Origin of the sequence: Cellulomonas sp., assembly GCF_036279715.1 — a bacterium.
Classification (GTDB): Bacteria; Actinomycetota; Actinomycetes; order Actinomycetales; family Cellulomonadaceae; genus Cellulomonas_A.
Genome location: NZ_DASUIR010000007.1, coordinates 12,212 through 35,785 on the forward strand (window position 1 = coordinate 12,212; position 23,574 = coordinate 35,785).

Genomic DNA, 23,574 nt, shown 5'->3' on the forward strand with positions numbered 1-23,574 from the left:
GCGCTACCTCGCCGTCGAGGCGCCCGGCCAGAGCACGGACAGGTCGAGGAGGTCGTCGCAGGTCCGGGTCGCGCCGTCGTCCGTCGTCCAGATGAGGGTCGCGTGCGGCGTCGCGAAGCCGACGGTCAGAGCGGCGGACTGGTCACCGCCGGTCCAGGTCAGCGTCAAGGTGTCGCCCTGGCCGGCCACCTCGCACGTGCCGGCGAAGGCCGGATGGGCCGTGCGGAGCCGGATGAGACCCGCGAGCGCGGCGACCACCGGTCGGGCGAGCTCGCGCGTGATCTCGTCGGGTGTGTACCGGTGCCGGTTGATGTCGCGGCCCACGCCGGTCTCGGCGAGCAGGTCCATGTCGTTGTGCCCGGCGAGCAGGCCGACGTAGTAGATCTGCGGGATCCCGGGCGTGAACAGCTGCACCGCGCGCGCGATCAGGTAGGCGGTGTCGTCGCGGCCGAGCGCGTCGTAGTAGGTGCAGTTGACCTGGTAGACGTCGAGGTTGGACGCGGCCCAGCCGGTCGCCTGCCGGGACTGGCCGCCCGAGCGCTCGTGGATGCCCTCGACGAGCGCGTGCACCTGCTCGTCGGTCAGCAGGCCCGGGCTGCCCTCACCCATCTGGTCGGACCCGACGTCGATCACACCGATTCCGTCGTGGGTGTCGAGCACCGTCACGGCGTTGGTCGGACGCACGTCGAGCCAGCGGTGCAGCGGCGCGGGGTCGCCGGTCGAGAGCGCATGCAGCAGCAACGGCGGCAGCGCGAAGTCGTACACGCGGTCCACCGCGGAGCCGATCGCGATCTGCCGCTCGAAGTGCGCGTGGATCTCCACGAGGACCTGCATCCCGAGCTCGCGCGCGCGGGCCGTGAGCTCGTCGATGAACGCGAATGTCTGCGGCGTCATGAACGAGGACGTGCCGGCCGTCTTGACGGCGTACCCGACGGCGTCGAGCCGCACCATCGTGACGCCGGCGTCGGCGAGCGTGGTCAGCACCCGGTCCAGGTACGCGCGGGCCGCGGGGTCGGCCAGGTTCAGGTCGATCTGCTGGCTCGTGAACGTCGTCCACACGAGGCGCCGCCGGTCTCCCAGCGTCAGCACCGTGAACGGGAGCCCCGGACGCGGCCGGTAGATCCCGACGAGCTCGGCCTCGGTCGCGCCGTCGGGGTAGACGTCGGACATCGTGAGGAACATCCCCGCATGCGGCGACGCGTCCCCGCGGGCCAGCACGTCGCGGAACTCCGCCGAGTCCGCCGACACGTGGTTGACGATGAGGTCGACCACGACGGTGTACTCGTCCGCGAGCGCACGGACGTCGTCCCACGACCCGAGACGGGGGTCGATCGCGGTGTGGTCGACCGGGTCGAACCCCGCGTCCGCACCGTCGAACGGCGTGAAGAACGGCAGCACGTGCACGCCCGTGAACAGCCCGGCGAGCGGACCGTCGAGGACCTCGTGCAACGCGGACAGGCTCCCCCCGAGCCTGTCCGCGTAGGCGATGAGCTGCATGCCCTCAGCCCTTCAGTCCGCCGGCGAGGAGCCCGCGGACGAAGTACCGCTGCAGCGAGATGAACACCGCGACCGGCACGACGATCGAGATCAACGCACCCGCCGAGAGCAGGTGCCAGGCGGTCCCGCGCGTGCCGCTGAGGTTCGCCAGCGCCACGGTGATCGGCAGGACCGTGTTGTCGCTCGCGAACGTCAGGGCCACGAGCAGGTCGTTCCACACCCACAGGAACTGGAAGATCCCGAAGGCCGCGAGCGCCGGGGTCAGGAGCGGGAGCATGACGCGGAAGAAGATCTTCACGTGGCCGGCCCCGTCCATGCGAGCCGCCTCGATGAGCTCCTTGGGGATCTCCCTCATGAAGTTGTGCAGGATGTAGATCGCCAGCGGTAGCGCGAACGCCGAGTGCGAGAGCCACAACGTCCAGAACGTCCCGGCGATGCCTGCCTTGACGTACATGGTGAGCAGCGGCAGCAGCGCGACCTGGAGCGGCACGATCTGCAGTGCGAACACCAGGACGAACAGGAAGTTCCTGCCCCGGAAGTCGATCCACGCGAACGCGTAGGCGGCGAGCGCCGCAAGGCAGATGGGGATGAGGACGGCCGGGATCGTGATGACGAACGAGTTGATGAAGAAGCTGCCCATGCCCGCCTGGCCCTCGCTGCTCAGCACGGTCTTGTAGTTGTCGAGGGTCATCTGCGGGTCGCCGAAGAACGTCCACCAACCGGTGGTCTTGATGGCCTTCTCAGGCCGGATCGACGACAGGAGCAGACCGAAGGTCGGGATGGTCCAGAGCACGGCGATAGCCACCGCGATGGCCGACGCGACCGGTGACGTCACCTTCTTCCGGGCGCTGGACGCGGCGCGTCCGGCCATCGATGACTTCTTCGCGAGCGCGGCCAGCTGCTCGGGAGTGAGGTCGACCTGGGGCGTGACGGTGCTCATCGTGCCTCCGAAGCGCGCAGCTGGCGGATGTTGTAGACGACGATCGGGAGGACCATGACGAAGAGCAGGACGGCGAGCGCCGACCCGAGGCCCTCGTTCGACGCCCGGAAGCTCTGGGTGTAGAACTCGTTCGCCACGACGTTGGTGTTGAAGTTTCCACCGGTCATCGTCCGGACGATGTCGAACACCTTGAGGGTGCCGATGCCGATCGTCGTGAGGACCACGATGACCGACGGCCGGATGCTCGGCAGCGTCACGAAGCGGAACATCCCGATGGCGTTCACGCCGTCGAGCCGGGCCGCCTCGATGATGTCGTCCGGGATCGCCTTGATCGCGGCCGAGAGGATGGTCATCGCGAACCCGGCCTGGATCCAGATCATCACGACGATGAGGAAGAACGTGTTCCACGGAGAGTTCACGATCCACTGCTGGGGCGAGCCGCCCAGCCACACGACCACCTGGTTCAACAGACCGATCTGTCGGATGTTGGGCTGGTCGGGGCGGAACTCGTAGACGAACTTCCAGATGATCGACGCGGCCACCATCGAGATCGCCATGGGGAGGAAGATCAGGGCCTTGGCGAACGCCTCGCCCCGGGCGCCGTCCACGAGGATCGCGTAGAGAAGGCCGACCGCGGTCGCCACGAAGGGCGTGACCACGACCCAGAGCGCGGTGTTCCGCAGGACCAGCAGGTCGTCGGGCGAGGTGAAGATCGTCTGGTAGTTGTCCAGCCCGACGAAGGCCTTGCCGGCGGCGTCGAAGAAGGACTGGAAGATCGTCCGCACCGCGGGGTAGAGCAGTCCGACGCTGACCATGAGGATCGACGGGAGCAGGAACACGTACCCGACGATCGACGCGCTCCGGCGTTCCGTCCAGTTGGCGATGAAAAGCATCAGACCGACGACGGCCACGAACAGCAAGATCGCCAACACCATCGTCAACAGCTTGGTGGAGATGTCCATCCGAGTTCCTCACGTCATCGGGAGAACGGACAGGTGTCCGGGCGGGCGTGCGCCGCACACCCGCCCGGACACCAGACTGCGCCTGTCAGGTCAAGACTTCGGCCAGGCTGCCTCGATCTTGTCCACCGTGTCCTTGGTGCTCTGACCGGTGATCCAGGCCGTCGCCTGCTTCCAGAAGGCGTCCGAACCGATGGCAGCCGGCATCATGTCAGAACCGTCAAAACGGAACACCGTCTTGGGGTCCTGGAGGATCGTCGCCGACAGCTTGTCGATCGGGTTCGTCAGGTTCGCGACATCGAGCCCCTTGTTGGCGCTGATCCAGCCGCCACCTGTTGCCTCAGAGCTGATCTTCGCCTTGGTGTTCGCCCACAGGTCCGAGGACAGGTAGGTCTGGAAGGCCTGCACCTCGGGACGGTCGGAGAACGCCAGGTTGAACTCGCCACCGCCGAGGACGGGGTGGTCAGCAGCCTTGACGCCCGGCAGGTAGAACGCGTAGACGTCGCCGTCCTCCGCGACCTTCGTGCCCTTGGGGAAGTTCGAGGCGTAGAAGCTGGCCTGGCGGTGGAACGAGCAGTTGCCCTCGAGGATCGGCAGGCCGCCGTCCTGGAACGTCGTGGTCGCGATGCTCGTGACGTCGCCGAGGCCGCCGTTGACGTACTTGTCGTTCTTCAGGTACTCGCCGACGGCGTCGAGCGCGGCGGTCGGAGCCGCCGAGTTGAACGCGATCTTGTGGGTGACCCACTGGTCGTAGACGTCAGGCCCGGACAGACGGAGCATGAAGTCCTCCATCCAGTCGGTGACCGGCCAGCCGGTGGCCTCACCGCTGCCGATGCCCGCGCACCACGGCTTCTTGCCGGTCGCCGCGATCTTGTCCGAGAGCGCCTTGAGCTCGTCGAGTGTCGTCGGGACCTTGTAGCCGTTGTCCGAGAACTCCTTCGGGGAGTACCAGACGAGCGACTTCACGCTCGCACCGGACGGAGCGGCGTAGAACTTGCCGTCGACCGACCCGTAGGCCTTCCAGTCGGCGCCCCAGAACTTGTCGACGTTGTCCGCCACTGCCTTCGGGGCAGCCTTGGCCGCGCCCGTCGCGACGAGCTGCTGGAGCAGACCCGGCTGCGGGACGATCGCGATGTCCGGCGGGTTGCCGGCCTTGGCCCGGACCAGGATCTGGGTCTCGAAGGCCTTGTCACCGACGTAGTTGATCTTGGCGTGGGTGCAGTCCTCGAAGGGCTTGTACGAGTCCATGTACGGCTGGTCCTCGGGCGTGACGATGCCCGTGTAGACGTCGACCGTCTTGCCGGTCAGGTCCCCGTATGAGGCGAACGCGGCACAGGCTCCGCTGGCGGCGGTCGTCCCGCCGCTGGTGGTGGTCCCGCTGGAGCCCCCGCTGGAGCATGCCGTCAGAGCCAGGGCGAGGCCCAGACCGCCGGAGAGCGCCGCGAGAGTGCGGCTGGATCGCTTGCTTGACACGAGATGACCTCCACGTCGTTGTGGTCGTTGGATGATTGAGCGGGTCGAGCGTGGTCTCAAGAAAGGCACGCATTCATGCAAGCGCTTACATCACGGGGGCGCAAGCAGGGACGGGACTCAATTCGGTAACGATTCGGTCACACCTCGCACCGGTGCGCGAGGCGGAGCGGTCGAACCCCGCATGACGAGCTCGGTCTGGTACACGACATCCTCGGGCACAGAGGCCCCCGCGATCATCTGGAGCAGGAGTCGTGCAGCGTTCGCTCCCTCCTCGATGGCAGGCTGCGCCATCGTCGTCAGTCCCACCAGGACACCCAGGTCGTGCCCGTCGATCCCCACCACGGAGAGGTCCTCGGGCACGCGCAGCCCGAGGTCCCAGGCGGCCAGGATCGCGCCCATCGCCATCTCGTCGGACGCCGCGAACACCGCCGTCAGGTCGGGAGCCTGACGCAGCAGGAGGCGCATCGACTCCCGGCCGCCGTCGAGGTCGAAATGCCCGTGCACCTCGAGCGCCGGTTCGACCGGTATCCCCGCGGCCTCGAGCGCCGCGATCCAGCCCTGGCGGCGGAACACCGGCGGGGAGAACGGGGTGACGTCGTCGGGAGCCCCGCCGATGTGCCCGATGCGGCGATGGCCGAGTCCGATGAGGTGCTCGGTGGCCGTGCGCGCCGTGGCCAGGTCGTCGAGGCGGACCGTGACCTGCCCCGAGACGCCCGAGCCGATGAAGATCATCGGGCGCCCGAGACTGACGAGCGACTGCACCTCGCTGTTGTCGAGCGGGAGACCCACGACGAGGATCCCGTCCACGCGCCCTCGCAGCACGTCGGGGTCGACGCGGAGCCGGGGCATGCGACGGGAGACCTCGAAGGTGTGCAGCAGCGCGTCGAAGCCTTCCGCCCGCAGCGCTCGCTCGGCGCCCTCGATGACGTTCGAGAAGAACCAGTGGCTGATCCACGGGGTGAGCAGACCGATGGTCCGGGTGCGTCCCGACGCGAGAGAGACGGCCGACGGCGAGGCGACGTATCCGAGCCTGAGCGCGGCGGTCCGCACGCGCTCACGCGTGGCCTCCGAGACGTTGGGGAGCCCGCGCAGCGCACGGGACACCGTCGCCGTCGAGACGCCAGCAGCCCGCGCAACGTCGTCGATGCTGTGGGCCACGACCGCGACTGTCTCACCCCCGGGGGTTGCCGTCCACCCGGCGGGCGTCTCGTCAGTGCAGCAGGCTCCGCAGCACCGCGACGGCACCGTCGTCGTCGATGGTGCCCGTGACCTCGTCGGCAGCGGCGCGCACGTCCTCGGGGGCGTGGCCCATCGCGACGCCGCGCGCGGCCCACTGGAGCATCTCGCGGTCGTTGCCGCCGTCGCCGATCGCCACGGTCGCGAACGGCTGCACGCCGAGCGAGCGCCGCAGCTCCTCGAGCGCGCTGCCCTTCGACACGCCACCGGGGGTCAGGTCCAGCCACGCCGTCCACCCGACCGCGTACGTCACCTCGTGGAGCCCGACCCGCTGGACGAGCTCGTGGAACTCCTCGGGGGTGCTGTCGGGGCTGCGCATGATGACACGGGTGGCCGGGTGGGCGCAGAGCTCGTCGAACCCGACGACCTCGAACTCGCCGCCCAGCTCGCCGTCCGGGAACGGCGCGCTCACCCGGAACCCGCGGCCCAGGTCCTCGACCGCGTACAGCGCGTCGGGCAGCTCCATCGCGAGGACCCGCAGGGCGGGCTCGGGGTCGAACGTGATGACGTCCGTGAACTCGTAGCCGCCCTCGAGGTCGGGGTCGAGGCGGGCGGTCACGGCGCCGTTCGAGGAGATCGCCCAGCCGCGCTCGATCCCCAGCTCCTGCGCGACGGGCAGCGTGGCCACGACCGACCGACCGGTCGCGAGGACGACGCGCGCGCCTGCGGCGAGCAGGTCCGCCACGACGGCGCGGATCTCGGGCGAGATCACCCCGTCATAGGACATCAGCGTCCCGTCGACGTCCAGGGCGACCAGCAGGTCAGAGGGCGTACGGGGATGGCTCACGATGTCACCGGATCCAGCGTCTCGAGCCCGCCCAGGTACGGCCGCAGCCCCGCGGGGACACGCACCGAACCGTCGGCGAGCTGGTGGTTCTCCAGGATCGCCACGATCCAACGGGTCGTGGCGAGCGTGCCGTTGAGCGTCGCGACGGGACGCATCTCCCCCGTCGTGGTGCGCTCACGGATACCCAGGCGTCGAGCCTGGAACGTCGTGCAGTTGGACGACGACGTGAGCTCGAGGAAGCGCTGCTGCGTCGGCAGCCAGGCCTCGCAGTCGAACTTGCGCGCGGCGCTCATGCCCAGGTCGCCTGCGGCCGTGTCGATGACGCGGTACGGCACGTCGACGAGCGCGAGCATCTCCTCCTGCCAGGCGAGGATCCGCCGGTGCTCGGCGGCGGCGTCCTCGACCGTCGTGTAGGTGAACGCCTCGACCTTGTGGAACTGGTGCACGCGGATGATCCCGCGCGTGTCCTTGCCGTACGAACCGGCCTCGCGCCGGTAGCAGGCCGACCAGCCAGCGAACCGCTTCGGGCCGCGCGACAGGTCGAGGATCTCGTTCGAGTGGTACCCGGCCAGTGCGACCTCGCTCGTGCCGACGAGGTACAGGTCGTCGGCCTCGAGCCGGTAGATCTCGTCCGCGTGGGCACCCAGGAACCCGGTGCCCGCCATGATCTCGGGCTTGACCAGCGTCGGCGTGATGACGGGGGTGAACCCCGCCCGCAGCGCGAGGTCCACGGCCGCATTGAGCAGCGCGAGCTCGAGCCGCGCGCCGATCCCCGTCAGGTAGTAGAACCGGCTGCCCGAGACCTTCGCGCCCCGCTCGATGTCGATGGCGGCGAGCAGCTCGCCGAGCTCGAGGTGATCCCGGGGCGCGAACCCCTCGGCCTCGAAGTCCCGCGGCTTGCCCTCGTGACGCAGCACCACGTAGTCGTTCTCGCCGCCCGCGGGGACCCCGTCCTCGATGACGTTGCCGATCGACCGGGCGAGCTCGGTCGCGGTCGCCTCGGCGGCGTCGGCGTCGCCCTGCAGCGCCTTGACCCGGTCCGCGAGGTGCTTGCCGTGCGACAGCAGCGCGTGCTTCTCCTCGCCCTGCGCGGCCGCCACCTGCTTGCCGAGCGCCTTCTGCTCGGCCCGCAGCTTCTCGTAGTCGGTCAGCGCGGCCCGGCGGCGCGCGTCGGCGTCGAGCACCTGGTCGACGAGGCCCGGGTCGTCGCCGCGAGCGGTCTGGCTGGCACGCACGAGGTCGGGGTCGTCACGGAGGAGTCGAAGGTCGATCACCCCCCGAGCGTAACGACCCGCGAGAGGAATGCCCGGACGGGCGCGGCGGGCCGCGTGCGCGCGGCAGGACCAAGGGCCCGGGGTGTGCTCGGCGTCGCGGTGCGCCTAGGTTGACCACCATGAGCTGGTGGGCGTGGGTCGCGATCGCGGCCGCCGTGCTGGCCGTCGCCGCCCTCGTGCTCGGGATCGTCCTGCTCCGCCGCCAGCAGGAGCTCCGTGGACGCCTCGGCCTCGACGGCCGGCCCCCGCAGACGCCAGGTGACGCGCAGGCGGCGGTCGACGGGCCCGAGCAGCCCGGGCGGCTCATCGCGTTCGTGGCGAACCCGACGAAGCCCGACGTCGAGATGCTCCGCAAGGAGATCCTCGTCGCCGTGGCCGACGGCAGGATGCCCGAGATGCTGTGGCTCGAGACGAGCGTCGAGGACCCCGGCGTCGGGCAGGCCCGCCAGGCCGTCGCCGCGGGTGCCGACATCGTCGTCGCGATGGGGGGTGACGGGACGGTCCGGGCCGTGGCCGAGGCGCTCGTCGGCACCGGCGTCCCGATGGGCCTCCTCCCGCTCGGGACCGGCAACCTGCTGGCCCGCAACCTCGACCTGCCGATCGGGAACCCGCTGAGCGCCCTCGAGATCGCGCTGACGGGCATCGACCGGGCGATCGACGTGGGCTGGGTGCGCATCCTCGACGGCGGCCCCGGACCTGTGCCCGCACGAGCAGGCAGCCCCGTCGCGGAGCTGGACCCGATGGAGCTCGACCCGACCCGGTGGCCGACCGACGCGGACCCCGACGACGACGCGCCGGGCGACGAGCTGAGCGAGCACATCTTCCTCGTCATCGCGGGCCTCGGCTTCGACGCGGCGATGGTCGCGGACACCGACCTCGGCCTCAAGGCGCGGGTCGGGTGGATCGCCTACTTCATGTCCGGGGTGCGGCACCTGCACGGTCGCCGGCTGCGTGCCCTCGTGCGGCTCGACGACCGGCCGCCGACCGCGCTACGGCTGCGCAGCCTGCTCGTCGGCAACTGCGGGCGCCTGCCCGGCGGGCTGACGCTCCTGCCCGACGCGGTCCTCGACGACGGCTGGCTCGACGTCGCGGCGATCGACACGCGCGGCGGCGTCGCCGGATGGGCCCAGCTGTTCGGCGAGGTCGTGCTCCAGGGCGTCGGGGTTCGCGCCGAGCTGCCCGCGAAGATCGGCCGGATCGACCACGCCCGGGCCCGCCGGGTGCTCGTCCGCGTCTCCACGCCCGAGCACGTGCAGGTCGACGGCGACGTGATCGGCACGGCGCGGGCCCTGTCGGCGCACATCCAGGCGGGCGGGCTCGTCGTGCGGGTGCCGAAGCCCTGAGCACAGCTCAGTGCGCGCGGCCGTCCCGCAGCTGCCCGAGCCACTCGCGCGCGTCGAGGAAGTCCCGGTCGGACGTGCCGATGCGCACGGTCGCACGCACGTCGTCGGCCCGCGGGTAGGAGCCGAGGAACCGCACGTGCGGGCACACCCGGTGCAGACCCATGAGAGCCTCGCCCATGCGCTCCTCGGCGATGTGCCCCTCGGCGTCGATCGAGAACGAGTACCTGCCGAGCGAGTCCCCGACGGGACGGGACTCGATGCGGGACAGGTTGACGCCCCGGACGGCGAACTGCTCGAGCATCGTGAGCAGCGCGCCGGCGTCGTTGCTGGGGAGGTGCACGTCGAGCGTCGTCTTGTCGGCTCCCGTCGCCGCCGGGACCGCTCCGGGGCGGCCGACCACGACGAAGCGCGTGACGAGCGACGGGTTGTCCGCGACGTGCTCCGCGAGGACCTCGAGACCGTAGGACTCGACGGCTGCGGGCGGCACGAGCGCCGCGTCGAACCCGAGCGGGCGCCGTGCTGATCCGCCACCGGCGGGTGCGAACTCGACGGCGAGCGAGTCGGCGATGAGCGCCGCAGGTGCGGTGTTGGAGGTCGCGGGGACGTGCACCGCGCCGGGCAGGTGCGCGGCGAGCCATCGGCGGCACTGCACCCAGGCGTGCGGGTGCGCGGCCACGCGCCGCACGTCCGTGAGGTCCGTCCCGGGGGCGGCAGCGAGCGTGAAGTCGACCGGGACGAGCACCTCGCGCAGCAGCACGAGCGGCTCACCGACCGCGAGCGAGTCGAGCGTCGCCGTGACCCCGCCCTCGACGGTGCTCTCGATCGCGACGACCGCGAAGTCGGCCTCGCCCGAGCGGACGGCCTCGATCGCGGAGACGACGTCGACCTGCGGGATGTACAGAGCCTCGTCCGGGCCGACGACCTGGCGGAGAGCCGCCTCCGTGAACGTCCCGGCAGGGCCGAGGTAGGCGTAGCGCGGGACGGACATCTGCCCTCCGGTGGTGCGGGGATGCGGCGGCGAAAGCGGTGCGAGCCTAGTGCGACCGTAGTCTTGAGCGGTGCCGATGCCCCCCCGTGCGACCCGGCCGGCTCGCGCGACCCGCGTCCGGCGGCTCTCGATGGTCGGCGCGCTCGCGGGCCTCGCCGGGCTCCTCGCGCTGCTCACGGTGCCCGCGTCCCTCGCGGCCGCGTCGGCGGGGACAGCAGCGTCAGCAGGGACCGGGTCGCCGGTCGTGCTCGTCGGGGTGACCGGCCTGCGCTGGGACGACCTCGGCTCGCTCACGACCCCCGCGCTGTGGGGCCTGTCGCGCCAGGGGGCCGTCGGGACGACGGTCGTGCGCAGCGTGCGGCCGTCGTCGTGCCCCGCGGACGGCTGGCTCGCGGTGTCCACGGGCACGCGCGCCGCGGACCTGCCGGCGCACGACGGGACGTGCCGCCGCCTGCACGAGCCGGTCGCGGGCTCGGCGGTGCCGGGATGGGCCGACTACGTCGAGTCCGCCGCGGCCGGCTCGTTCTCCGCGCACGTCGGGCTGCTCGGGGATGCGCTCGCCGCCGGGGGCGCGACGGTCACCGGTATCGGCCCGGGTGCCGCCATCGCGCTCGCGGACGCGGCCGGGACGACCGTCGGCACCCACGTCCGGCTGCCGACCGACCCGACCCGGCTCACCTCGATCGTGCGCGACTCGCTCGCGACCTCCGACCTCGTCGTCGTCGACGCCGGCTCGGTGCGCGACCCGGGCTACGCGACGCGCGACCGTGTGCCGGCCGACGCCGCGGATGCCGGTGAGCCGGTCGTCATGGGACCCGACGGCGAGGACCTCACGTCCGACCTCGACGCCGCCATCGCGGTCACGGAACCGACCCGCAGCGAGCAGGCGCAGGCCATCGACGCGCGCGTGCGTGCCGTGCTCGCGGCGATCGACGCGTCGAAGACGGATCCCACCGTGCTCGTCGTCTCGCTCGCCGACTCCGGGCGCAGCCCCCAGCTGCAGCTCGCCGTGGCCAGCGGTCCGGTCGCCGAGCGCGGCGGCACGTACGCCGAGACGCTGCTCGGTTCACGCTCGACGCGCCAGCCCGGCTACCTGCAGACCACCGACATCACCCCGACCGTGCTGAGCGCCCTCGGCCTGCGCGCCGACGCCCCGCAGGGTGCCCTCATCGGCTCGCCGGTCACGCCCGTCGCCGGCCCGCACGTCGCGAGCGCACGCGTCGCGGCCCTGGTCGACGCGAACCGGCACGCGCAGGCCGCACGCCCGCTCATCCGGGTCTTCTACCTGACGCTCGTCGGCATCAACCTGCTGCTCTACCTGCTCGTGACCATCGGGCTCAACGGGCGCGTGCTTGCCTGGTGGAGCCGTGTCCTCGACAAGCGCTGGCCGGGTCAGGGCCGGAGGGTCGTGGCGGCACTGAGCCACCCGGGCACTGTGCTCCGCCCCCTGCGGGCGCTGGGCGTGGCGGTGTCCGCGATCCCCGTCGCGACGTTCCTCGCCAACCTCACGCCGTGGTGGCGCGTCTCGCCGCCGTCGTACGCGGTGGCCGCGGCCATCGTGGTGTGGGTCGTCGTGATCACGGCGATCGCGCTCGTGCCGCGGTGGCGGGACACCGTGCTCGCCCCCCTCGGCATCGTGGCCGCGATCACGGTCGCCGTCGTGTGCGTCGACATCGCCGCCGGTGCCCGCCTTCAGCTGTCCTCGCTCATGGGACCGCAGGCGCTCGTCGCCGGACGGTTCTACGGGTTCAACAACACCGCGTTCGCACTGGTCGCCGCAGCGTCGATCCTCCTCGCCGTCGCCCTCGCCAACCCGCTCGTCCTCCGCGGCCGGCGCGGGCTCGCGGCCGGCGTCGTCGTCCTGATCGGCCTCGTGACCACGGCGCTCGACGGGCTCCCGTCCGTCGGAGCAGACTTCGGCGGGCCCCCCGCGCTCGTGCCCGGGTTCGCGATCCTCGCCCTGCTCACCGCCGGGATCCGGCTGAACTGGTGGCGGATGCTCGGGGTGCTCGGCGCCGGCGCCCTGACCGTCTCGGCGTTCGCGGTCGTCGACTACCTGCGGCCGGCCGACTCGCGCACGCACCTCGGCCGGTTCGTCGAGACCGTGCTCGACGGCGGTGCGTGGCAGGTCGTCGAGCGCAAGCTCGCGCAGAACGTCAAGATCCTCGTCGGCAGCGAGCTGACCCTGCTCGCGGTCGCCGGCCTCGTCCTCGTCGTCCTCGTGCTCGGTCGGCCCCTGCGCAAGGCCGTCGTGGCGCCCGACGGCGGCTCCTACGGGTGGCTGTCCGCGCGCGAGCCGCTCAAGCGGCTCGGCACCGACGCCCCGATGCTGCGTCCCGGCCTGATCGCGCTCGCGGTGACGATGGCGATCGGGTTCGCGCTCAACGACTCGGGCATCCTCATCCCGGCGATCGGCGTCGCCCTGGTGGTCCCCCTGCTCGCCTCGGTCAGCGCGAACTGGCTGATCCACCTGCGCCCGAGCCCCGTGACGAGCCCCTCTGCGGGCCTGACGCCCGTCAGCGGTGGGTGATCGGCGGTGACGCACCCGGCGTCAGGGTCGACCGGATCGCCCCGGCGGCGCGGCGGACCCGGCGGGCGTTGACCGCGAGCTGGACGTCGCGGTACTGCGCGGCGCGGTGCAGCTGGCCCCGTAGGTCAGAGCCCGACGGTCGGTGCCGCAGGTCGCACGGCACCTCGACGGCCGTGAACCCCTGCCGGAGCAGGTCGATCGTCATGCCGGTCTCGACGCCCCACCCGCGCGCGAGCGGGGTCGCGGCCTCGAACGCCGCGCGGGTCAGGCAGCGCATGCCCGACAGCGGCTGGGTCGGCGTCCAGCCCGTCATCGCGGCGATGGCCCGGCGCGCCGCGCCGACCACGATCCCGCGGCCGCCCGCGCCGACCTGGGGCGGCAGCAGCGCGATGGAGAAGTCGGCGCTCCCCTCGAGGACCGGCGGCACGAGCGGCGCGGTGTTCACGGCCGACTCACCCAGGTCCCCGTCGATGAACAGCAGCAGGCGCGGCGGCCGGTCGGGGGTGTCCCGCATCGCGACGACGGCCGCCCCGGTCTCCATCGCGGCGGCCTTGCCCCGGTTGTGCGAGTGGCGGACGACGACGGCACCGGCGTCCCGTGCGACGTGCTGCGTGCTGTCCTCGGACCCGTCGTCGACGACGAGCACGAGGTCCACGCGGGGGATCGCGCGCGCGGCACGGACGGTGGCGGCGATCCGGCGGGACTCGTCCTTGGCCGGGATGACGACCGCGACGCGCTGGCGGGACCGGCTGCCAGGCTCCTTCGTGGTCGCCTCGGTCAGCGGCTCGCTGCTGTCTGCGCGGCGACGCGACGCACGGCGCGCGCGGGCCTTCGTCGCGGCGGGCCCGTCGGTGGCGGCAAGGGCCTCGGTGGCTGCGGGCATCACGAGGACGTCGTCCGACGCGGGCGTCACGTCCGCCTCGTCGTCGTCGGCGGAATTCCCGCGCTTCCGGGTCACACGCCCAGCCTAGCGAGCCCCCGGCCGGCCTACCGCCCGGGGCCGGCGACCCCAGATCCCGGCGAGGCGGGCGTCAGCGCAGGGTGACCTGCCGGGCGACCAGACCCGCGCGGGCGCGGCGGGCGTTCGCGTCGAGCGGGGAGTCGTCCGCGAGCGCGGCGGTGAACCGCGGCAGGAACTCCGCGACGGGCTTCTCGATCTCGGCGGCCTCGGTGCCGGGGGCAAGCTCCCACACCGGCACGACGATCCCGTTCGCGCGGAAGTAGCCGACGAACTTCGCGTCGTCGAACCCGGACTCACGCTTGGCGTGCAGGCGTGCGAGCGCGTCGAGGACCTTCTGCTCGTCGTGCGGCTGCGCCCAGCGCAGGAACTCGCGCGTGCCGAGCCGCGCCCAGTACGCCGACTCGGCCGCGGCGAGCTTGACGGTCGGGACGATGCCCGCGTCGGCCTCCTCGATCGCGCTCGACAGCTCGGCGGTCACCTCGATGTCGGGGGCGAGCCAGTAGCTGTACCCGGGCTGCATCGTGACCTCGAACGGGACGGACAGGTCGAGGACGTCCTGCAGTCGCGGACCCGGGCCGGGCAGGCCGGCCGTCTGGACGGCGGAGCCGGGCTCGATGTCGAGGGCCTCGAGCAGCGCGGCGGCGAGGTCGCGGCTCGCGTCACCCGAGCCGCGCGAGGTCTGCAGCGCGAGGAGGATCACGCCGTCGGCGCGGTGCAGCGCCTGCCACCCCATCGGAAGGACGGTGGTCACGAGCACGTCGCGGGAGCCGTGCTCGGCGGTGGTGCGGGCGGTCGCGGTCGCCGCGGGGACGATCTCCTTGAGCGCGACCCAGTCCGGCTCACCCGGGAGGCCCTCGAAGGGACGGAGGACGAAACCGGAGGTTGCAGCAGAGGCCATGGTCGTCGAGGTTACCGGACCCGGCGCGCCCGACACCCTGCGTGCCCGACACCCTGGGCGCGCTACGCCCGGCGGGCCCGACCCCGTGGGTGGCAGGATCAGGGCATGGACCCGCGCGCCGGAACTCTCGCCCAACCGTCCGACCTCGTCGACGTCGACGCGCTGCTCGGCGCGTACCGCGATCGCGTCCCCGACCTCGACGACCCGGCGCAGCGCGTCGTGTTCGGGACGAGCGGGCACCGGGGGTCGAGCCTCGACGGAGCCTTCAACGAGGCGCACATCGTGGCGATCACGGCGGCGATCATCGAGTACCGCCGCTCGCAAGGCACCGACGGCCCGCTGTTCATCGGCCGCGACACCCACGCGCTGTCGCTGCCCGCCTGGGAGACCGCGCTCGAGGTGCTCGCCGCCGCGGGCGTCCAGGTCGCCATCGACGCCCGCGACTCCTACACGCCGACTCCCGCCGTCTCGCACGCGATCCTGCTCCACAACGGCGCGACCAGCGCCGAGGGTGTCCGCACGCACGTCGAGGGCGCTGTTGCGGGCGCGCCGACCGGGCTGGCGGACGGCATCGTCGTGACCCCGTCGCACAACCCCCCGCGCGACGGCGGCTTCAAGTACAACCCCCCGCACGGCGGCCCGGCGGACTCCGACGCGACCGGCTGGATCGCCGCCCGCGCCAACGAGCTGCTGCGCACCGGGGTCGGGCAGGTCCGCCGCGTGCCCCTCGCGCAGGCCCTCGCTGCGGACACCACGCACCGCCACGACTTCATGGCCGCCTACGTCGACGACCTCGCCAACGTCATCGACATGGACGCGATCCGCGAGGCCGGCGTGCGGATCGGCGCCGACCCGCTGGGGGGCGCGTCGGTCGAGTACTGGGCCGCGATCGGGGAGCGGTACGGCCTCGACCTGACGGTCGTGAACCCGCGGGTCGACCCGCAGTTCTCGTTCATGACGCTCGACTGGGACGGCAAGATCCGGATGGACTGCTCGTCCCCGTCGGCCATGGCCTCCCTGGTCACGGCGATGGGCGAGAACGCCCCGTACGACATCGCGACGGGCAACGACGCCGACTCCGACCGGCACGGCATCGTCACGCCCGACGCGGGCCTCATGAACCCGAACCACTACCTCGCGGTCGCCATCCAGTACCTGTACTCGGGCGCCCGTCCCGGCTGGCCCGCGGACGCCGCGATCGGCAAGACCCTGGTCTCGTCGTCGCTCATCGACCGGGTCGCGGCCTCGCTCGGCCGTCGGCTGCTCGAGGTGCCCGTCGGGTTCAAGTGGTTCGTCCCGGGCCTGCTCGACGGCTCGGTCGGGTTCGGCGGCGAGGAGTCGGCCGGCGGGTCGTTCCTGCGCAAGGACGGCACCGTCTGGACGACCGACAAGGACGGGATCATCCTCGCGCTGCTCGCGTCGGAGATCCTCGCGACGACCGGACGGTCGCCGTCGCAGCACCACGCGGACCTCGTCGCGCAGTTCGGGGAGTCCTGGTACGCGCGGGTCGACGCCCCGGCGACCCTCGAGCAGAAGGCCACGCTCGGCAAGCTGTCGCCCGAGCAGGTCACGGCCACGACCCTCGCGGGCGAGGACATCACCGCGAAGCTGACCGCGGCGCCCGGCAACGGTGCGTCGATCGGCGGGCTCAAGGTCACGACCGAGAACGCGTGGTTCGCGGCCCGACCGTCCGGGACGGAGAACGTCTACAAGATCTATGCGGAGTCGTTCGTCAGCCCCGAGCACCTCGCACAGGTGCAGGTGGCCGCGAAGGACGTCGTGTCGGACGCGCTCGGCTGACCGTCAGCCGGCCGGGTCGGGGGCGTGCCGGACGAGGTCCTGGTACTCCGGGTGCCGGGCGACGAACGCGCGGATGAACGGGCACAGCGGCACGATCCGCCGTCCGGACGCCCGCACCTGGTCGAGCGCGCCGCGCGCGAGTGCCGACCCGACCCCGCGACCCTCGGCCGCCTCGACCACCTCGGTGTGCGTGAACACCACGGCGTCCGCGTCGAGCACGTAGGCGGCGAACGCGAGCACGGCGCCGTCGGGGTCGCGCGCCTCGAACTGTCCGTCAGCGCGGTTGTCGGTCACCGTGAGCTCGTCCATGCCCGAATCATCGGGCACCCGGGCGGGCCGGGCCAGCGCGCAGGCAGTGACACACTGGGGCCGTGTTCCGGCCCTATCGCACCCTGCTCGCCCGGCCGGGCGCACTGGCCTTCTCCTCGTCGGGGCTGCTCGCCCGCCTGCCGATGTCCATGGCGGGCATCGGGATCGTGCTCGTCGTCGTGGCGGGATACGACTCGTACGCCCTGGCCGGACGCGTCTCGGCGGCGTACGTCCTGACCCTGGCGCTCTGCTCCCCGCGACTCGCACGCCTCGTCGACCGGCACGGGCAGGCGCGCGTCATGCGTCCCGCGATCGCGGTCACCTCCCTCGGCCTGGCCGGTCTGGCGGTCGCCGCGACCCTGCAGCTGCCCGTCGGCTGGCTGTACGTCGCAGCCGTGGTCACGGGCGCGACGATGGGGTCCTTCGGCTCGCTCGTCCGCGCGCGGTGGTCGCACGTCGTGCACACGGCGCGTGAGCTGCACACGGCGTACTCGCTCGAGTCGGCGTTCGACGAGCTCGTGTTCGTCGTCGGACCGGTCCTCGCGACCACCCTCGCGGCGGGCGTGTCACCCGTCGCGGCGCTGGTCGTCTCGATCGCGGGGCTGCTCGTCGGCGGGTACTGGTTCCTCGGCCTGCACGGCACGCAGCCGCCGCACGTGGCTCGACCGGACGGTGCGGCCCGGACCCGGTCCGTCATGCGGTCGGGCGGCATGGTCGTCCTCGCGTTCGTGTTCGCCGCGGTCGGCGCGATCTTCGGGGCGACGGACGTCGCGACCGTCGCGTTCGCGGGCGAGCAGGGTCACCCCGAGCTGGCCGGCGTGGTCCTGGCGGTCTTCGCGCTCGGGTCGATGATCGCGGGACTGCTCTATGGGGCGCGCCACTGGACCGCGCCGCTGTGGCGCCGGTTCGTGCTCGGGACCGTCGCCCTCGCGCTCGGCGCTTCCCTGTTCGTGCTGGTCACGTCGATGGCGATGCTCGCGGGGGTCATGTTCGTGGCGGGCTTCGCGATCGCGCCGACGATCATCAACGGCAACAGCCTGGTCCGCAGCTTCGTCCCGCGTGCGCGCCTGACCGAGGGCCTCGCGCTGGTCGGCACGATGCTCGGCGTCGGCGTCTCGTTCGGCGCGTCGATCGCCGGGCTGGCGATCGACGCGAACGGCTCGCGCGGCGGCTACCTCGTCGTCGTCGTGGCTGCCCTCGCGGTCCTCGGGGCGACGGCGGCCGCGCTGCGGACGCTGCGGTCCGCGACCTCGGAGCTCATGTTCGTCGACGAGCCCGTGGCGGCGACGCTCGGCGACGGGACCCGGGTCGTGGTGCTCGACTCGTTGTCGTAGCGATGGGGTCAGGTCGTCTCAGGCGCGAGCACGCGTCACGGGCGGACCGGAGCGCGCGCCGTCACGACTCCGATCCGTTCGCCTGACCGTCCCCGTCCCCGTCCCAGTCCCGGGCGGGCGACCGCTGCGCGGGCATCCGGTAGCTCATCTGGCGATCGGACGGTCGAGGAGCAACGGGTCGAACGATCCTCGGCGCCGCTGCGGCAGCCGCACGCGCGGCGGCGCGCGCCGCTGCGACCACCTTGCTGCTCAGCGGGGCGGTCGGCGCAGGCCGCTCGCGTCTGCCGCCAAGTCGCGCCCGGGCCGGTCCCGACCAGGGACCGTCCTCACCGAGCAACGCGTCCGCCCGCGCCGTGATCCGCTCGATCTGTCGGCGCCCGGCCGGCGTCCCCACGAGGAACCCGATCCCGGCTCCGACCAGGAATGCTGCTCTCGTCCTCATCTGTCCAGTCCTCCAGTGCCGACGCGAGACCGCGGTCGGCGGGATCTCCCCCGACACGTCCCCGACTCCGTCGGACGCATCGAGCCTAGGCTCGCCATCGCAGCAAGACCAGGGAACCGGGCACATGGGACGGTTCGTGGTGCCGCGACGCGGTCAGACGCTCGCGCCGAAGAGCAGTCCCAGCACGTACGTGGTCGCAGCAGCGCCGAAGCCGATGGCGAGCTGGCGCAGCGCGCGCCGCACCGGCGGACCGCCCGAGAGCACGCCGACGGCCGCCCCCGTGCAGAGCAGCGCGAGGCCGACGAGGAACGTCGAGACCAGCACGGCGCGCAGGCCACCGAGCCCGAACAGGTAGGGCAGCACCGGGATGATCGCGCCCGACGCGAAGAAGCAGAAGCTCGCGCCGGCCGCACCCCAGGCGGTCCCGACGGCCTCGTGCTCGTCGACGAGATCCGCCACCGGGACCCCCGCGGCTCGCGCCGCACCGTCCGTACCGGCCACGAGCTCGGGGCCGACGCGCGGGACCCCGAGCGTCGGGGTCGCAATCGTGCCGAACGATCGCAGCAGCTCACCGGCGCGGACGCGGGCGTCCTCGACCGACATCCCGCGCGCACGGTAGACGAGCTCGAGCTCGTTGGCCTCGACGTCGAGGTGGGGGACGGCGGCGTGCGTCTGCTGCCCGGGGGCCGACGCCTCGAGCAGCTCACGCTGCGAGCGCACCGAGACGTATTCGCCCGCACCCATCGACAGCGCGCCCGCCAGCAGGCCGGCGACCCCGGTGAGCAGGACGACGCTGTTCGACGCCCCGCTCGCCCCGATGCCGAGCACGAGCGCGAGGTTGCTCACGAGCCCGTCGTTGGCTCCGAAGACCGCCGCGCGGAACTGCCCCGACATGCGGTTGCGGCCACGCGCAGCCAGGCCCCGCACGACCTCCTCGTGGATGCGCTCGTCGGCGGCCATCGTCGCGGTCGCGTCGGCGTCGGTCTCGTAGGACGACCGCGCCTCGGCGCGCTGCGCGAGAGCGAGCACGAACACGGACCCGAACCGACGAGCCATCCAGGCGAGCGCAACGGTGCGCGAGTCACCGCGCAGCGGTCGCCCGACGTCGTCCCCGAGCAGGTCGAGCCAGTGCTGCTCGTGCCGCCCCTCGGCGTCGGCGAGCGCCAGCAGGATGTCCCTCTCCTCGCCCGTCCGACGCGACGCGAGGTCCCGGTAGACGGCGGCCTCGGCTCGCTCGTCCGCGAGGTACTGCCTCCAGCGACGGTGATCGCGGCGGTTCGGGACGCGTCGCGAGGGGTCGGCGGCGGGTTCGATGGCGGTCTGCACGGGGGTGATTCTCGCATCCTCGCCGCCGGGCAGCTCTTCGCAGCTCGGCGACACGGACCCCGCGAGGGACCGATGGCCCAGGTGTGCGACCCGCCGAGATCTAGGCTTGAGAGCGCACTCATCGGGTCGAGCCGGACGTGCGACGTCGCTGGTCCGACCGCTCCCGCGGCGCGAGAGCTCCAGCCCGAGAGAGAGGCAGCAATGCTCGCCGAGACCGACATCGCGCCCGACGTCGCTCGTGTCGCACTCGTGCGCCGTTGGGCTCGTGAGCGGCTGACGGCCGCCGGTCTCGACGAGCCCACGCTCGATGTCCTCGTGCTCCTCGTGAGCGAGTCCGTGACGAACGCCGTCGTGCACGCGCGGCCCCCGCTGGTCCTGTGCCTCGACGTCGACGCCGAGCGGACCCGGGTCGAGGTCCGTGACGGCACGTCCGCCGCGCCCGTGCTGTGCCAGGCCGTGCCGACCCAGCCAGGAGGTCGCGGCATGACGTTCATCGACCACCTGTCGTCCCGCTGGGGCACCGTCACGCACGACGCCGAGGTCGGCAAGCCTGCGAAGACCGTGTGGTTCGAGCTGGCGCACCCCAGGACGCCCGAGCTCCCGCCGTCCTGACGGGCGCCCCGCCGCCCGCCGGGCCTAGGCTCGACGCATGGCGAAGTACTTCGACGTCCACCCCCACGACCCGCAGCCACGGTTGATCGCCCAGATCGTCACCCTGCTGCGCGACGACGCGCTGATCGCCTACCCGACGGACTCGTGCTACGCGCTCGGGACCCGCATGGACAGCCACGCGGGCGCCGACCGGATCCGCACCGTGCGTCACCTCGACGACAAGCACCACTTCACGCTCGTGTGCTCGGACTTCGCCCAGCTCGGCCAGTTCGTCTACCTCGACAACTCGGCCTTCCGCGCGATCAAGGCCAGCACGCCCGGCGCGTACACGTTCATCCTTCCCGCCACCAAGGAGGTGCCGCGGCGGCTGGCTCACCCGAACAAGAAGACGGTCGGCGTGCGCATCCCGGACCACCCGGTCGCGCTCGCGCTCGTCCGCGCCCTCGGGGAGCCGCTGCTGTCGAGCACGCTGCTGCTGCCCGGCGCCGAGAGCCCGATGACCGAGGGCTGGCAGGTCAAGGAGGAGCTCGACCACGTGATCGACGCGGTCGTCGACGCTGGCGACTGCGGCACCGAGCCCACGACGGTCGTCGACTTCTCCGATGGCACCCCGGTGGTCGTGCGGGTCGGCGCGGGGGACCCCAGCCGGTTCGAGTGAGCCGCCCGCCCGACGACCCCGCCTACCCGGTGCTTGCTGGCACCGCTGCCGATCTCGACGAGCTCGACGCGCTGCTCGTGGAGTGCCGCGCCTGCCCGCGGCTCGTCGCCTGGCGCGAGCACGTCGGCGAGGTCAGACGGGCTTCCTTCCGCACTGAGACGTACTGGGCGCGGCCTGTCCCCGGGTTCGGCGACCCGGCTGCCCGCATCGTCGTCGTCGGGCTGGCGCCGGCCGCGCACGGCGCCAACCGCACGGGCCGGATGTTCACCGGCGACCGGAGCGGGGACTTCCTCTTCGCGGCGATGCACCGCACCGGTCTGGCCTCCCGGCCGACGTCCGTGAGCGCGGACGACGGCCTGACCCTGACGGGGATCCGCGTCACCGCCCCGGTGCGCTGTGCCCCGCCGGGCAACGCGCCGACCCCGACCGAGCGGCGCACCTGCGGCCCGTGGCTCGCCCGCGAGCTCGAGCTGGTCGCGCCCGACGTCGCCGTCGTGCTGGGCGCGTTCGGGTGGCAGGCGCTGCTCACGACGCTGGCCGAGCAGGGCTGGGACGTGCCCCGGCCGCGGCCACGGTTCGCGCACGGCGCCGAGGTGCGCCTCGCCGGACCGGCCGGACGCGACCTCACCCTGCTCGGGTGCTTCCACGTGAGCCAGCAGAATACCTTCACGGGTCGGCTGACCGAGCCGATGCTCGACGCGGTCCTGCTCCGGGCGCGCGAGCTCGCCGCGGCGGCGGCCGGCCGGACCTGAGCCGCGCGGGCGTCGCCGGACCGGTCAGGCGGTCGCGAACGCGGCGAGCCCGAGCCGCACGCTGCGGTCGAACAGCTCCTCGCGCTCGTCAGCCGAGAGCGCGGCGTCGCGGAACAGCAGGTCGGAGATCGTGCAGATGGCGAGGGCTTCACGCCCCTCGGCGTCGGCGGCCGCATAGAGGGCCGCGGCCTCCATCTCGACCGCGAGGGTCCCGTACTGGACGAGCAGCTCGTTGGTCGCCGGGCGGTCGACGTAGAACGCGTCGTTCGAGACGACCGCACCCACGTGCACGCCGGCGGGGCTGAACCCGGGACGGAACCCGGCGGCCACCGCGGCGGCCGAGAGGAGCGCGAAGCTCGGTGCGTGGCTGTAGTGGATGCCCGGGATCCGCTGCGCGGTCATCGCCGAGTCGGTGTGCGCGGCGTTCGCGATCACGACGTCGCCGAGGTCGAGGTGGGTCGCCATGCCACCCGCGGTCCCGATGCGAATGATCCGCTGCACGCCGTAGAACCGGAACAGCTCGGTCGCGTAGATCGTGATCGACGGCATCCCCATCCCCGAGGCGAGGACCGACACGGGTCGGCCCTCGAACGTGCCGGTGTAGCCGAGGATGCCGCGGACCTCGGTGACGAGCCGCGCGTCGTCCAGAACCGTCTCGGCGATGCGACGGGCACGGCGAGGGTCGCCGGGCATGAGGACGTCAGGGGCGAAGTCTCCCGGCGCAGCGCCGATGTGGGGGGTAGCCATGCAGCGACCCTAGCCCGCACCGCGGGGCACCGTCCCCCGGCGAGATCCGGCGCGAGGACTAGCGTGGATCTCATGATCCGGGGGGCGTCGTGGGTGTCGGCTCGGGGGCGTTCACTGGTCCTCGCGGGGCTCCTGCTCGGCGTCGCCGCGGCGTGCGCAGGCTCCGAGCCGGGCCCGGTCGAGACCACCCCGGCTGCGACATCGACGACGACCAGCACGGCGACCTCGACACCGGAACCGGCGGCGACAGCGCCCTCGTCGGCCATGCCGACCACACCGGCCACGCGGCCCGCAGCGGCTGATCTCCGGCTCGGCACATCGGGCCTCGGACCGCTCACCGTCGGTCTGCCACCCGCGACCAACCCGGGCGCGGTCATGATCGAGTTCAGGCCGAGGTACTGCGAGGACGTCGGGGTCGAGTCCGTCGGCACCAACCCGGGTCGGTGGGTCCCGACGTACGAGCCGATCGTCGAGGCGGACGGCGAGCCGCGAGCGTTGTTCGCCGTCGAGGCCGACGACACCCGGGTCTCCCGGATCGACGTCATCTGGTCGGACCTCCCCACGACCGCAGGGATCCACATCGGGTCCACTCTCGAGCAGCTGCGTGCCGCCTACCCCGGCCTGGTCGAGGGCACCGCGGGGCCCACGTCTCAGGTGTGGTGGGTCACCGACCCCGCCGGGTCGCTCGTCTTCGAGACCCAGGACGAC

At 72.4% G+C, this 23,574-nt stretch carries 20 protein-coding genes and 1 pseudogene; 8 read left to right on the forward strand and 13 right to left on the reverse strand.

Annotated elements, in window-relative coordinates; all coding sequences use genetic code 11:
* Positions 1-3: 3 nt before the first annotated feature.
* From gtfA to serS, 7 genes are all read right to left on the reverse strand, one after another.
* Positions 4-1,497, reverse strand: a complete 1,494-nt coding sequence (gtfA, locus tag VFW79_RS00610; protein ID WP_329675380.1) for a sucrose phosphorylase — start codon at positions 1,495-1,497, stop codon at positions 4-6.
* A gap of 4 nt (positions 1,498-1,501) precedes the next feature.
* Positions 1,502-2,437 carry a carbohydrate ABC transporter permease gene (locus tag VFW79_RS00615; RefSeq protein ID WP_329675381.1) on the reverse strand — a complete coding sequence of 312 codons (936 nt, stop codon included), beginning with the start codon at positions 2,435-2,437 and terminating at the stop codon, positions 1,502-1,504.
* Positions 2,434-3,399, reverse strand: a complete 966-nt coding sequence (locus tag VFW79_RS00620; protein WP_329675382.1) for a sugar ABC transporter permease — start codon at positions 3,397-3,399, stop codon at positions 2,434-2,436. The genes VFW79_RS00615 and VFW79_RS00620 overlap by 4 nt, the downstream gene beginning before the upstream one ends.
* 90 nt (positions 3,400-3,489) lie before the next feature.
* Complete coding sequence (locus VFW79_RS00625; RefSeq protein WP_329675383.1) at positions 3,490-4,869, reverse strand: ABC transporter substrate-binding protein; 1,380 nt, start codon at positions 4,867-4,869, stop codon at positions 3,490-3,492.
* Between the two features lie 117 nt (positions 4,870-4,986).
* Positions 4,987-6,027, reverse strand: coding sequence for a LacI family DNA-binding transcriptional regulator (locus tag VFW79_RS00630; RefSeq protein WP_329675384.1), 1,041 nt, complete (start codon positions 6,025-6,027; stop codon positions 4,987-4,989).
* A 52-nt stretch (positions 6,028-6,079) separates the two neighbouring features.
* A complete protein-coding gene (locus VFW79_RS00635) occupies positions 6,080-6,892 on the reverse strand; it encodes an HAD family hydrolase (protein ID WP_329675385.1) in 813 nt (270 codons plus the stop codon).
* Complete coding sequence (serS, locus tag VFW79_RS00640; RefSeq protein WP_329675386.1) at positions 6,889-8,166, reverse strand: serine--tRNA ligase; 1,278 nt, start codon at positions 8,164-8,166, stop codon at positions 6,889-6,891. The genes VFW79_RS00635 and serS overlap by 4 nt, the downstream gene beginning before the upstream one ends.
* Before the next feature lie 119 nt (positions 8,167-8,285).
* Between serS and VFW79_RS00645 the strand changes: the two genes are divergently transcribed.
* Complete coding sequence (locus tag VFW79_RS00645; RefSeq protein WP_329675387.1) at positions 8,286-9,509, forward strand: diacylglycerol/lipid kinase family protein; 1,224 nt, start codon at positions 8,286-8,288, stop codon at positions 9,507-9,509.
* Positions 9,510-9,516: 7 nt separating this feature from the next.
* Here the strand turns inward: VFW79_RS00645 and pheA are convergent, their stop codons facing one another.
* A complete protein-coding gene (gene pheA / locus VFW79_RS00650; RefSeq protein WP_329675388.1) occupies positions 9,517-10,497 on the reverse strand; it encodes a prephenate dehydratase in 981 nt (326 codons plus the stop codon).
* Positions 10,498-10,567: 70 nt separating this feature from the next.
* Here pheA and VFW79_RS00655 point away from each other — a divergent pair, with 70 nt between their 5' ends.
* Positions 10,568-13,027 carry a hypothetical protein gene (locus VFW79_RS00655; protein ID WP_329675389.1) on the forward strand — a complete coding sequence of 820 codons (2,460 nt, stop codon included), beginning with the start codon at positions 10,568-10,570 and terminating at the stop codon, positions 13,025-13,027.
* On the opposite strand, the gene VFW79_RS00660 is transcribed toward VFW79_RS00655, so the two are convergent.
* Both VFW79_RS00660 and VFW79_RS00665 read right to left on the reverse strand, forming a co-directional pair.
* The gene (locus VFW79_RS00660) at positions 13,014-13,985 is read right to left on the reverse strand and encodes a glycosyltransferase family 2 protein (RefSeq protein WP_329675390.1); all 972 of its coding nucleotides are present in this window, start codon (positions 13,983-13,985) and stop codon (positions 13,014-13,016) included. The genes VFW79_RS00655 and VFW79_RS00660 overlap by 14 nt on opposite strands.
* 73 nt (positions 13,986-14,058) lie before the next feature.
* Positions 14,059-14,886 (reverse strand): DUF5926 family protein, encoded by an 828-nt coding sequence (locus tag VFW79_RS00665; protein WP_329675391.1) that lies wholly within the window; start codon positions 14,884-14,886, stop codon positions 14,059-14,061.
* A gap of 105 nt (positions 14,887-14,991) precedes the next feature.
* On the opposite strand from VFW79_RS00665, the gene pgm reads away from it, so the two are divergent.
* A complete protein-coding gene (gene pgm / locus VFW79_RS00670) occupies positions 14,992-16,686 on the forward strand; it encodes a phosphoglucomutase (alpha-D-glucose-1,6-bisphosphate-dependent) (RefSeq protein WP_329675392.1) in 1,695 nt (564 codons plus the stop codon).
* A 3-nt stretch (positions 16,687-16,689) separates the two neighbouring features.
* On the opposite strand, the gene VFW79_RS00675 is transcribed toward pgm, so the two are convergent.
* Entirely contained in the window at positions 16,690-16,995 is a 306-nt protein-coding gene (locus tag VFW79_RS00675; protein ID WP_329675393.1) for a GNAT family N-acetyltransferase, read from the reverse strand.
* Positions 16,996-17,057: 62 nt separating this feature from the next.
* Here VFW79_RS00675 and VFW79_RS00680 point away from each other — a divergent pair, with 62 nt between their 5' ends.
* Positions 17,058-18,329 (forward strand): MFS transporter, encoded by a 1,272-nt coding sequence (locus VFW79_RS00680; protein ID WP_329675394.1) that lies wholly within the window; start codon positions 17,058-17,060, stop codon positions 18,327-18,329.
* A 595-nt stretch (positions 18,330-18,924) separates the two neighbouring features.
* On the opposite strand, the gene VFW79_RS00685 is transcribed toward VFW79_RS00680, so the two are convergent.
* Positions 18,925-20,097 carry a VIT1/CCC1 transporter family protein gene (locus tag VFW79_RS00685; RefSeq protein WP_414647835.1) on the reverse strand — a complete coding sequence of 391 codons (1,173 nt, stop codon included), beginning with the start codon at positions 20,095-20,097 and terminating at the stop codon, positions 18,925-18,927.
* A 201-nt stretch (positions 20,098-20,298) separates the two neighbouring features.
* Between VFW79_RS00685 and VFW79_RS00690 the strand changes: the two genes are divergently transcribed.
* Genes VFW79_RS00690 through VFW79_RS00700 form a run of 3 tightly spaced genes read left to right on the forward strand, consistent with a single transcriptional unit; the run spans position 20,299 to position 22,119 of the window.
* On the forward strand, positions 20,299-20,709 hold the full coding sequence (locus VFW79_RS00690; RefSeq protein WP_329675395.1) for an ATP-binding protein: 411 nt from the start codon (positions 20,299-20,301) through the stop codon (positions 20,707-20,709).
* Between the two features lie 37 nt (positions 20,710-20,746).
* Positions 20,747-21,367 (forward strand): L-threonylcarbamoyladenylate synthase, encoded by a 621-nt coding sequence (locus VFW79_RS00695; protein ID WP_329675396.1) that lies wholly within the window; start codon positions 20,747-20,749, stop codon positions 21,365-21,367.
* On the forward strand, positions 21,364-22,119 hold the full coding sequence (locus tag VFW79_RS00700) for a uracil-DNA glycosylase (protein ID WP_329675397.1): 756 nt from the start codon (positions 21,364-21,366) through the stop codon (positions 22,117-22,119). The genes VFW79_RS00695 and VFW79_RS00700 overlap by 4 nt, the downstream gene beginning before the upstream one ends.
* Positions 22,120-22,143: 24 nt before the next feature.
* Here VFW79_RS00700 and VFW79_RS00705 read toward each other — a convergent pair whose 3' ends face one another.
* The gene (locus VFW79_RS00705) at positions 22,144-22,866 is read right to left on the reverse strand and encodes a purine-nucleoside phosphorylase (protein WP_329675398.1); all 723 of its coding nucleotides are present in this window, start codon (positions 22,864-22,866) and stop codon (positions 22,144-22,146) included.
* A 63-nt stretch (positions 22,867-22,929) separates the two neighbouring features.
* On the opposite strand from VFW79_RS00705, the pseudogene VFW79_RS00710 reads away from it, so the two are divergent.
* A pseudogene (locus VFW79_RS00710) lies at positions 22,930-23,574 on the forward strand (hypothetical protein); the annotation flags it as partial.